Source organism: Chryseobacterium sp. WG14 (assembly GCF_024586945.1).
Lineage (GTDB): Bacteria > Bacteroidota > Bacteroidia > Flavobacteriales > Weeksellaceae > Chryseobacterium.
The window spans coordinates 22149-32995 of the sequence record NZ_JALCZD010000001.1; the positions used below are offsets into that span (position 1 = coordinate 22149).

Sequence of the window (10847 nt, forward strand, 5' to 3'; positions counted from 1 at the left end):
CAAACTATATATTTATATTATGAGTGAAGAAAAGGTGATCGTACTAAGGCCTGATAGAAAGACGTTTGAAGACATTTATTTTAGCGGAAACCAGGGAAGTTTACTTTTCTCACCTACTACCAGAAGTAAGACCATCACAACAATTGTAGCTGCTGCTATTCTATTTATTGCATTTCTTTTGAAAGACAGCTTGAGTAAGGATAGCCGGGGAGTCTTATATTTTTTAAGTTTTATATTTCTCCTTTGTACGGTTTTTCTGTCTGTAAGCATTAATAAAGTGTCCAGATGGAAGAAACAGGTGAATCATTATCTGGGAGTACTTGAAAAATGTAAGCTTTACGAAATAAGATTTGATTCTCTTTTTTTTACGGTAAATATAGATGGAGAGAAAGAAACCAGCGAATGGAAAGACTTTGAATATTTTGATGCTAATAATGAATTTATTGCTCTGGAAGGTAAGTACAGTTATATGTTTCCAAAGAAGTCAATGACTGAAAGGGAGTACAATCTACTCAAAAAAATACTTAAAGAAAATATTAATAAAGAATAAAAAAATCAGAACAATTGCTCTGATTTTTGTTTTATCGTGAAGTGATCGTTTATTAATCAAGCCAGCCCATTTCCTTCATCCATTCGTCATTGTAAATTTTTCCTACATATCTTGAACCGTGGTCATGAAGTAAAACAACAATGATATCATCTTTGGTGAACTGATCTTTCATCTGAATCAGGGACGCAATAGCACTTCCTGCAGAATACCCACAGAAAATACCTTCTTCTTTAGCCAGCTTTCTAGCATAGATGGCCCCGTCTTTATCGGTTACTTTTTCAAAATGATCAATGACAGACATATCATAGTTCTCAGGAATGATATCTTCTCCAATTCCTTCTGTAATATAAGTATAGGCATGGTCATAGTGAAGTTCTCCGGTTTCATGGAATTCTTTCAGGATAGAGCCATAAGTATCTACTCCGATTATTTTAATGTCCTGGTTTTTTTCTTTGAAGAATGTTCCACATCCTGTAATCGTACCTCCTGTTCCTGCACCGGCTACAAAGTGAGTCAGCTTTCCTTCTGTCTGCTCCCAGATTTCAGGCGCTGTAGACTCATAATGAGCTGTTCTGTTAGATAAATTGTCATATTGGTTCACATACCATCCGTTCTCCGTTTCTTTGGCCAGTCTTTTGGAAACTGAATAATAAGAACGCGGGTCAGTAGGCTTTACATCAGTAGGACATACAATAACCTCAGCACCTACAGCACGAAGGATGTCACATTTTTCTTTGGATTGTTTGGAATTCGTTACAAAGATACATTTGTATCCTTTGATGATAGCTGCAAGCGCTAATCCCATTCCTGTATTTCCTGAAGTTCCTTCAATGATGGTTCCTCCAGGTTTTAATCTGCCGTCTTTTTCAGCGTCTTCTATCATTTTAAGAGCCATTCTGTCCTTTACTGAATTTCCGGGATTGAAAGTCTCTACTTTTGCTAAAACTAATGCCGGAAAATCTTCTCCTAATACATTGTTAAGTTTTACCAGCGGTGTATTACCTATAGTTTCAAGAATATTTTTTGCGTATTTCATAAATGTTTTATATGCGGGACAAAGATAAGGCTTTTAAATTATTTTTGTTGTGGATAAAATGTGGATAACGTGTTGACAACATAAATATTCACATTCAAAAATGGTATCAGCTGTTTATTGCTCCTTCCCGTTACTAATTATATTTAATTGCTTTTACCGGTGAAATTTTACTGATCAGATAACTTGGAATAATCAAAGCAAGCCCTGAGATGATTAGAATTCCCACTGAAATAGAAATAATGGCAATAGGGTTAAGATCTACCGGAACGGTGCTTACGTAATAATTTTCGGGATTAAGTTTAATAATTCCGAAGAATTTTTGAATCAGAATAAGACCTAATCCAATGGCATTTCCATATAAAAGCCCGGGAATCATAATAATAAGTGTATAGTTGATAAAAGTGGCCCTGATCTGGGAATTGCTGGCTCCTAATGTTTTAAGAAGACCTATGGAATTGGTTCTTTCGATGATAAGGATCAGAAGAACCATAATAATATTAATAACCACTACAATGAGCATAATAATGATGATTAAAGCAATATTCGTATCGAAAATGCTTATCCAGTCATTGATTTGCGGAAACTTTTCTGTCGCTTTTTCTGCGTAATTTTTATATCCTATCAGTTTTTCAATATCCGGAAAATCTTTATCTATATCGTTGACATTTTTAAGGAAAATATCCAGTCCTCCGGCTTCATCGGGTTTCATATCCAGAATTCTTCTTACATGATTGATCCCTCCAAGAACGAATTGATCATCAATCATCTTAATATCGGTTCTATAAATTCCAAGTACACGGAACTTACGATAAATTGGCTTTTGATCTGCCTTTAAAAAAACAGTGACAATACTATCGTTGAGCTTTAGGTGAAGATCGTTAGCCACTTTCTGGGAAATCGCTACATCGTTGTTGAAGCCTACTTCTGTGACGTTGGGAGTAGTACCGGCAATTAAGAATTTCTTAAACCTGAGGCTGTCAAAATCTTTTCCAACTCCCTTAAATGTAATGCCTGCAAAGCTATGCTCATTCCGCATAATACCGGTAACTGTGGCATATTTCTGGATGCTTTCCACATCGGGAAGTTCTTTGATCTTAGGAATATTGAGCCCCTGGTTATCAAGGACTGAAGTATTATAGGAAGAATTGGAACGTGTAGACCTTACGGTAATATGTCCGCTGAAATCTGCCAGTCTTTCTTTAATAGCTTTTTTAGAACCAAAGCCTGTGGCCACAGTAATTAAGGAAACAATGATTCCCAAAGCTACAGAAAGTCTGCCAATGAAGATGATAACTCTTGAAAGGTTATTTTTGTTATCTTTGGAAAATGCTATTTTTCTAGAGAAATATAAAGGAAATTTCAAGCTTATGAATTTAGATTTCAAAATTAAAAATTTACTTCTTATTTGCCTAATTTTTTTAGGAGTATTCAACCAATATTATTCTCAGGCTCAAGTTCAACCGGATTTTAAAACCGGAGCCGATCAGCCTGAATTGTATTTACCCCTGTTAAAAAACAAAACGATTGGCATTGTGACCAATCAAACCGGGCTGATGAGTGATAAGAATCATCTGGTAGATTTTTTAGTAAAAAATAAGATTAACATTAAAGCTATTTTTGCTCCGGAACATGGGTTCAGGGGAGATGCTGATGCCGGTGCGAAAGTGAAAAATGGAGTAGATGTAAAAACAGGGTTGCCCATTGTTTCATTATATGGCAATAATAAAAAACCAAAACCTGAACAGCTAAAAGGTATTGACATTGTTCTTTTTGATATCCAGGATGTAGGCGTGAGGTTTTATACCTATATCTCTACATTAACTTATTTAATGGAAGCCGGTGCTGAAAATAATGTTGAAATCATGGTTCTAGACCGCCCGAATCCACATGACGGTTATACTGACGGCCCTGTTTTAAGAAAAAAATGGGCAAGCTTTGTAGGCATGCATGAAGTTCCTGTAGTATATGGGCTGACAATTGGAGAATATGGAAAAATGGTAAACGGAGAAAAGTGGCTGAAAAATGGTGTTCAGGCTAAATATACCCTTATTCCAATGAAAAATTACCATAAAAAACAACGGTATCCAATTTTAGATAAACCTTCTCCCAACTTACCGAATGATAAAGCCATTAATCTTTATCCTAGCTTATGCTTTTTTGAAGGAACTCAGGTTTCTGTAGGAAGAGGAACAGATATCCCTTTCCAGGTTTATGGTTCTCCGTGGACAGAAAAACTGCCATATGACTTTACTCCCAAACCAAGCTATGGGGCTAAAGATCCTTTTCTGAACGGAAAGCTCTGCCATGGTGAAAATCTTTCGAAATACCCAAAAGATTTAAGAGAACTTAACCTTGAATGGGTTATAAAAGCATATCAGAATTATAAAAACCCCCAGCTGGATTTCTTCCTGAAGAATCTATGGTTTGATACATTATCCGGAACCGATGAATTCAGAAAGCAGATTATTGCCGGTAAAACCATTCCGGAAATTAAAGCTTCGTGGAAAAAAGACCTGGCTGATTTTGAAAAGATCAGAACCAGGTATGTGGTTTATGAAGACTGATTAATCAAAATGCTGAGGTGGGTTTTTGTCATTTTTACCTTTGTTTAAGATAAATAAACCCACAGTTAACCCAACAACTCCTGCAAAAGCAGTGAGCAAAGCTCTTTGTAATTTATCAGGAAGATCATTCCCAAGGTAGTTCATTAAAAAAAGGATCACAAAAGTGATCACTGAAATGATAATATGATTTCTTCCGAATGGTTTCATTGTATTATTTAAATTTGTAAGAGATCATGACTCCTCCTCTGTATGGGATAAATTCGCCACTTTTATTAAGACCGCTTGCCTGATCATATCTTTTTCCTGTTGTTTTATCATACCCTTTATAAAAACTCTGGGATGTTCCAACAGTACCATAGATGTCAAGATTCCAACGGTCAGATAACTGAAACTGATAGCCGGCAGTTAGCCCCAGCATAATAGAAAATCCTTTTTGGTAAAGATTGGAGTTGATATAAGTATCACCATTTTCCCTGACAATAACCCTATCATTCCAATAGTTCCATTTTTGAACATTATAGGCTGCAAAAGCAAGATTCGCTCCCAGATACCAGTGTTTAAAAGCCTCTTTGAAATAATACCTGCCTTCTACAGAAGCAGAATAATATTGAAGCTTATGTCCGGCAAAAGATTTCCATGGGGAAATAAAAACATCTCCCTGAATGGTATATTTAGGGCTTATCTGCTTTTCTACACCGGCGTTGATGATTCCTATGGGTAGAAAAAGAGCGTTCCCCTTTATGTATAAACTTTTATCCTGTCCTTGTTCCTGTTCCTGAGCGTTTAAAGTACCTATTGCTAGGAAGGCTAAAGCGCCTGTCAATAATTTATAATTCATCGGTGTGTTATTGTATTTGATTTAATAGCTCTTCGGCCAGTTTTGAATCTTTATGGGTTTGAGTGGCTATATTTTTAGACATTTCTGCATAATTCTTTGCCATTTCTTTATTGCCTGTAAGAAAATACAGCTTGGCGAGAATATAAGTGTTTTCAGAGGTTTCACTTCTCATCACAGACTTTTCTGCCCATTCTGTGGCCTTCTTTAATGAGGCTGGTGTTTTGATATGATCACTGAATATCCATGCAGCCCTTAATAGTTCATTGGGTTCAAAAGCATCAGCATTTTTATAATAGTCTAGCGCTGCTTTCTCAAATTCCGGAAAATTAGCGTTCTGCTCGTAATAGCTAAGTTTGGTCTGATTGAGCTTTGTGATGGCTGCCTCTTTACCTACCAAAGGCTCGGCTGCTTTCATAAAGGTATCGTCATTGATTCTTTTGTTTTTATCATCAATGGACTGTTCTACTATTTTGGATAATTTCAGCTGAGCATCAAATTCTTTATAGGTATCTTCAGGTAAAAACTTAATAATTTCAGCTTTTCTTGAAGTGAAAACAGTATAATTACGGTCTTCTGTTGACTTTACGAAATAGAGCAGGAGGCCGATTTCTTCTTTTGAAAGCTCTTCAGTCTTTTTTTTGTTTTCAAAATATCTTTCCGAAGCTTTTTTAGCGAAATCAAAATCACTGCTGGAGTTCAGTTTCATGACATTGATCAGAAATTCGGGATCTTTTTCACCATTGGCAAAACGTTCTTTCAAAGAACCTTTTTTATTGCCCGGAGAATTGATGTCCTGAGCCATAGTCACAAACATACCTGCCTCCATATATCCGGAGTTTTGAGAAACAAGTTCACCTTCGCCATTTAAAAAAAGATAGGTAGGATAAGACCGTACTCCATATTTAGCTGCAATTTCACGTCCTTCACCTTTTTCCATGTCGAATCTTGCATTAATGAAGCTGGTATTGAAATAATCTCCAACGGATTTTTGAGTGAAAACATTTTTTTCCATCATCTTACATGGGCCGCACCAGGAAGCATAGGCATCTAGAAAAACCAATTTCTTTTCCTTTTTTGCCTTTGCGATAATATCCTTGAATGGTAATTCCTGGAACTGGATAGACTCTTGAGCTGAGATAATGATAGAACAAAAAATAGATATCCCGGAGATGATCTTCTTCATTTTCAAATTAGATTTGTAGGCGAAGATAATTAATTTTCAAAACATAAAGAGCTGATTCCGCTTCCTGATAGAGTATATTAACTAATTTTAAGATTTATGACTGCTTTGGTTAACAGATCATATGAAAATAACAACCGGAATTTAAACTTACAGATTTTGAAGCCAAGCCTTTTCCTTATTTTTAATTCAGATCGGCTGTGCCTGCAAATATACAGACCAAGGTTAGATTGGTAAATGGCTATAAAGTCTTAATAAAACCAGACGTTTTTATTTTTATAGATGATTTTTCTATGTATTCTGATTATATATATAATTCACTTTTTGGTCCTGAAATCTTTGTTATAATTTTGCAAACGAATAATTTACCTGTAGGAGGAAACAAGAATTTAGAATACATTGAATATTAATTTTAAACGTGCACTGTCTCAGAAATCTGTTTTTATAGCTGCTTTATCTGTTTCTTTAATTGCAGTTGTAGCACTTGCTATTTTGAGCTTTTTAATTACCCGTGACAGCCAGAAAAATACCGAAGATTTCGCAAGGAAAACTTTTGTCCGTAAATATGAATCCGTTGAAAAGGAATTTAGAAATATTGAGGATTATCAATATTTGCTTCGTGCCCTGATCCAAAAAGACGGGTTGAAAAACTATAAAGATTATTCTTCCGTTTTAAATAACCTGAACAAAAAACGTAATCTTTTAGCTTACAGCTGGTATTACTATTATAATGACGCCTCCGGAAAAACCGAGAGTAATACCCCATTGTCTGATGTTTTCAAAAAAACAGGGAATATAGAAAAGTCTGTCACCTTAAAAAATAATGCAGCCGGACATTTCAAAGACCTTCTAATTACCCGTAAAGACAGCTTGTATTGGGTGAGCTATGATTCTTTGCTGTTGCCGGATAAAAATAAACTGTATTATGGTTCTGCTGTAAGTCTGGATGACCTTCATCAATATTTTATCAATGTAGATAAAAGCTCTAATACCTACGCCTATGTTTTTACCAAAGAAGGTATTTGTATTACCCATCCTGAAAAGAAATACCTTGGTAAAAATATTTTTGATTTTACAGATATTAAGCCTAAAGATACATTGAGTAGTAAAACAAAATCAGGATATACCGAAGGCATTGCAATCTCTGAGTATCTGGGAGTTGAAGTCACCCGGTTCATAAAACCCTTAAAAACGGATAATTTTGAAGGATATACCGTGGTTAACCACGTCAATTTTATTATCGATGAAAATGTATACAAAGTAAAAACGTATACCACCTATATTTTTCTGGCAGCATTGTTTCTTATTGTAACGGTCTTTATATTGTTTCAGAGATCTGCTCATATTGCCTATAAGGAAAAAGAAAAAATACAGTCTGAAAAGAACTTATTGTTGGTAGAGAACGAAAAGATGCACAAAGCAGAAGTCATCAACCAGCTTCAGCAGCTTAAAAATAATATCAATCCGCATTTTCTGTTCAATTCTCTGAATTCGCTATATATGCTGATCGGGATTAATAAAGACAATGCGCAAAAGTTTACCATGAATCTTTCAAAGATCTACCGCTATCTTATTGTACCTCCCAAGGAAAATATTGTTTCCGTTGCCCAGGAGATTAATTTTATACAGCAGTATATGGAACTTTTGAAAAGCAGGTTTGATGAAGAGCTGAAGTTTAAATTAGTGATTAATAATCAGGAGAGTTTGGAAAATAAGATTCCTTATCTGTCTCTTCAAATCGTAACGGAAAATGCGATAAAACATAATATAGCAACCATAGATCAGCCTCTGGAAATTATCATTACCATTGAAAAAGAAGGGATCATTGTAAAAAATACCTGGCAGCTCAAAACAGAACCCGTTCAGGGAGAGAAATTCGGAATTGATTATTTGAATCAAGTTTATGGATATTTTAAACATAATTTTGTTAATATTTCTGTAGATGGTGAATATTTCATATGTTTTTTGCCATTAATGAAGTGAAATAAAAATCCATTCACTCCCGAAATATCCCCTCTCACTCCCTAACACTATATATATGATTCTCTTTACCTATAGCTTTGCCCGCTGAAACTAAGATATTTACTATTTGGAATGAATCGGACTATTTTAATGAAGAATTACAGGCTGGCACTGTATTTAGGACTTGCTGTGGCTTCGCCGGCAGTGCTGGCACAGAAAAAAGATTCTGTAAAAACGACTAAAGAAAAAACTGAAAAAGCTGACGTTTCTTCGAAGAAAACAAAAAAAATTGAAGACCTGATCAAAAAAGGAACTTATAAAAAAGGACTTTTTAATACGATCCAGGTAAAAACGGATGTTTATTTTGAAATTCCTGACAGCCTGATGGGGCGTCAGTTTTTGGTGGTTAATAAACTGTCTCAGGTACCTATGCAGGTAAATGAAGCTGGTTTAAATAAAGGAATGAACTATGAAAATAAAATCATTTCATTTCACCGTGATACGGTAGCTAAAAAAGTTTGGGTCAGAACTTCAGAAGCGAAAGTTTCTTCCCCTAAAAATGATGCTATTACAAAATCTGTAAAAGATAATTTCTCAGAATCTATTATTGAAGTTTTTGATATTGAAGCTCAAAATTCAGATTCTACGGCGGTAGCCATTAAGGTAAACAAAGTTTTTGATGGGAATCAGAAAAGCTTTAATGATGTTTTGGCTAATGTAGGATTGGGGGGATCAGTGAAATCAAGCCTTTCTTACATTGAAGGCGTGAAGACATTTCCTCAGAACCTTGTGGTGAAATCCCAGTTGTCAACATCCGTGAATGAAGGAGGTGTTGATTTGCCGGTAACACTTGGTGTAACCACTAATCTTGTACTGCTTTCTAAAACTCCTATGAAACCCAGAGTTTCTGATCCAAGAGTGGGGTTTTTTACAGAAAAACACTGGGCATTTAATGATGGCCAACAGAAAATGGATGAGAAATTCTTTATTACCAAATGGAATTTGGAACCTAAAGATGAAGATAAAGAAAGGTATTTGAAAGGAGAATTGGTAGAACCTAAAAAACCGATTGTATATTATATTGATCCATCCACCCCAAAGCAGTGGCGTGAGAAAATTATTGCAGGAGTTCATGACTGGCAAGTGGCTTTTGAGCAGGCTGGTTTCAAAAATGCGGTCATTGCAAAGATGCCGGATGAGAAAGATGAGGATTTTGATATTGATGATGTAAGATATTCGGTGATTACCTATGCAGCTTCTCCTAAATCTAATGCAATGGGGCCTTCGGTAGTGGATCCTAGAAGTGGTGAGATTATAGAGGCGGATATTATCTGGTGGCATAATGTAATGACTTCGCTTCAGGAATGGATGAGAATTCAGATAGGGCCTATAGACCCTAAAGCCAGAGGAAATAAATTCAGTGATGAATATATGGGAGAAGCTATCCGGTTCGTTTCGTCCCATGAAGTAGGACATACTTTCGGATTGAAACATAATATGGGATCTTCCTTCGCCTTTCCTGTAGAATCACTCCGTTCCAAAGAGTTTACCGATAAGATGGGCGGTACAGCACCTTCTATCATGGATTATGCACGTTACAATTATGTAGCTCAGCCGCAAGATGGTGTTACTGCTATTACTCCAAAAATTGGAATTTACGATAAATATGCTATCGAATGGGGCTACCGTTGGTATCCTGAAGAATTTTCTGAGAAAAAAGCATTGAGAAATTTAATAGAGAAACATGAGGACGACCCACTGTATTTTTATGGAGAACAGCAAAGTTATCTGGAAACTATAGATCCGCGTTCACAATCTGAAGATTTGGGTGATGATGCTATGAAGGCCAGTGAATACGGGATGAAAAACCTGAAAATTGTTGTAGATAATCTTTTAAAATGGAGCTATGCAGATGGTAAAGATTATACGGATGCAGGGAAATTGTATTTAGGGGCTATTGGGCAATGGGATCTGTATACCGGTCATGTCATGGCGAATGTAGGAGGAATTTATCTGAACCATACGAATTTCGGAAATAAGAAAAAAGCTTACGAAGCAGTACCTGCAGAAACCCAGAGAAGAGCTGTTGATTATCTTGTTAAGAATGCCATCAACCTTCCGGAATGGTTATTTTTCAATCCGATCTCAGAGAAAACATATCCTGTTAAAAATTCTCCAATGGGACCGTTTGAACAGACTCCTTATACGCTGGCAAGAGGAATGCAGTATGCAAATATTTATTCCCTGTTGATGGATGACAGACTGTTGAGATTATTGGAAAATGAGCTAAAACATGAGGTTTCGGGGTCAAAAGGGGAAATATATACTGTTGAGAATTTATTTGATCAGATAAGAACTGCTATTTTCAATAAAAGGGGTAGCCTGACAATCCTTGAAAAGATGACGCAGAAGAACTATGTGGACGCTTTAATTGTTTCTGTGAATAAATTATTTGAAAAGACTGCGGTAAAGGCACTGAAGGTAGACAATACCCTGAAAATGCCAATGATCTGTACTTTCCATGAAGATGATAAGGAGCTTAGAAACATTAATTATTCCTCCATGAAAAGAGTATCTGAAGTAACTACCTATAAAAGGGCAGAACTGCACAAGGTACTGGATTTACTGAACAGAACCAGATATAAAGGAGATGACGCTTCAAGAGCTCATTACACAGACTTAATTATTCGAATTGAAGAGGCTTTAAATAAATAATC

Annotated in this window: 9 protein-coding genes; 4 read left to right on the forward strand and 5 right to left on the reverse strand. The window is 35.9% G+C overall.

Annotated features, from left to right (window positions below):
- The first annotated feature begins 19 nt into the window (after positions 1 to 19).
- Entirely contained in the window at positions 20 to 550 is a 531-nt protein-coding gene (locus tag MP478_RS00095; RefSeq protein WP_257199214.1) for a hypothetical protein, read from the forward strand.
- Positions 551 to 602: 52 nt separating this feature from the next.
- On the opposite strand, the gene MP478_RS00100 is transcribed toward MP478_RS00095, so the two are convergent.
- Both MP478_RS00100 and MP478_RS00105 read right to left on the reverse strand, forming a co-directional pair.
- Entirely contained in the window at positions 603 to 1586 is a 984-nt protein-coding gene (locus tag MP478_RS00100) for a PLP-dependent cysteine synthase family protein (protein ID WP_047495013.1), read from the reverse strand.
- A 133-nt stretch (positions 1587 to 1719) separates the two neighbouring features.
- A complete protein-coding gene (locus tag MP478_RS00105; protein WP_230037044.1) occupies positions 1720 to 2949 on the reverse strand; it encodes an FtsX-like permease family protein in 1230 nt (409 codons plus the stop codon).
- A gap of 4 nt (positions 2950 to 2953) precedes the next feature.
- On the opposite strand from MP478_RS00105, the gene MP478_RS00110 reads away from it, so the two are divergent.
- Positions 2954 to 4150: a DUF1343 domain-containing protein gene (locus tag MP478_RS00110; RefSeq protein WP_257199215.1), complete on the forward strand. Its 1197-nt coding sequence runs from the start codon at positions 2954 to 2956 to the stop codon at positions 4148 to 4150.
- Here the strand turns inward: MP478_RS00110 and MP478_RS00115 are convergent, their stop codons facing one another.
- The 3 genes from MP478_RS00115 to MP478_RS00125 are packed head-to-tail and all read right to left on the reverse strand — an operon-like array spanning position 4151 to position 6171.
- Positions 4151 to 4357, reverse strand: coding sequence for a hypothetical protein (locus MP478_RS00115; protein WP_047495019.1), 207 nt, complete (start codon positions 4355 to 4357; stop codon positions 4151 to 4153).
- 4 nt (positions 4358 to 4361) lie between these two features.
- On the reverse strand, positions 4362 to 4988 hold the full coding sequence (locus MP478_RS00120; protein ID WP_230037040.1) for a DUF3575 domain-containing protein: 627 nt from the start codon (positions 4986 to 4988) through the stop codon (positions 4362 to 4364).
- A gap of 7 nt (positions 4989 to 4995) precedes the next feature.
- Positions 4996 to 6171: a thioredoxin fold domain-containing protein gene (locus MP478_RS00125; RefSeq protein ID WP_257190746.1), complete on the reverse strand. Its 1176-nt coding sequence runs from the start codon at positions 6169 to 6171 to the stop codon at positions 4996 to 4998.
- A 396-nt stretch (positions 6172 to 6567) separates the two neighbouring features.
- On the opposite strand from MP478_RS00125, the gene MP478_RS00130 reads away from it, so the two are divergent.
- On the forward strand, positions 6568 to 8151 hold the full coding sequence (locus MP478_RS00130; protein ID WP_257190744.1) for a histidine kinase: 1584 nt from the start codon (positions 6568 to 6570) through the stop codon (positions 8149 to 8151).
- 111 nt (positions 8152 to 8262) lie between these two features.
- Complete coding sequence (locus MP478_RS00135; RefSeq protein ID WP_373691649.1) at positions 8263 to 10845, forward strand: zinc-dependent metalloprotease; 2583 nt, start codon at positions 8263 to 8265, stop codon at positions 10843 to 10845.
- Positions 10846 to 10847 lie beyond the last annotated feature (2 nt).

Coding starts and splice junctions, on each gene's coding strand:
- MP478_RS00110 (WP_257199215.1), top strand. CDS start 2,954: ATGAATTTAGATTTCAAAATTAAAAATTTACTTCTTATTTGCCTAATT.
- MP478_RS00095 (WP_257199214.1), top strand. CDS start 20: ATGAGTGAAGAAAAGGTGATCGTACTAAGGCCTGATAGAAAGACGTTT.
- MP478_RS00120 (WP_230037040.1), bottom strand. CDS start 4,988: ATGAATTATAAATTATTGACAGGCGCTTTAGCCTTCCTAGCAATAGGT.
- MP478_RS00115 (WP_047495019.1), bottom strand. CDS start 4,357: ATGAAACCATTCGGAAGAAATCATATTATCATTTCAGTGATCACTTTT.
- MP478_RS00135 (WP_373691649.1), top strand. CDS start 8,263: ATGAATCGGACTATTTTAATGAAGAATTACAGGCTGGCACTGTATTTA.
- MP478_RS00100 (WP_047495013.1), bottom strand. CDS start 1,586: ATGAAATACGCAAAAAATATTCTTGAAACTATAGGTAATACACCGCTG.
- MP478_RS00125 (WP_257190746.1), bottom strand. CDS start 6,171: ATGAAGAAGATCATCTCCGGGATATCTATTTTTTGTTCTATCATTATC.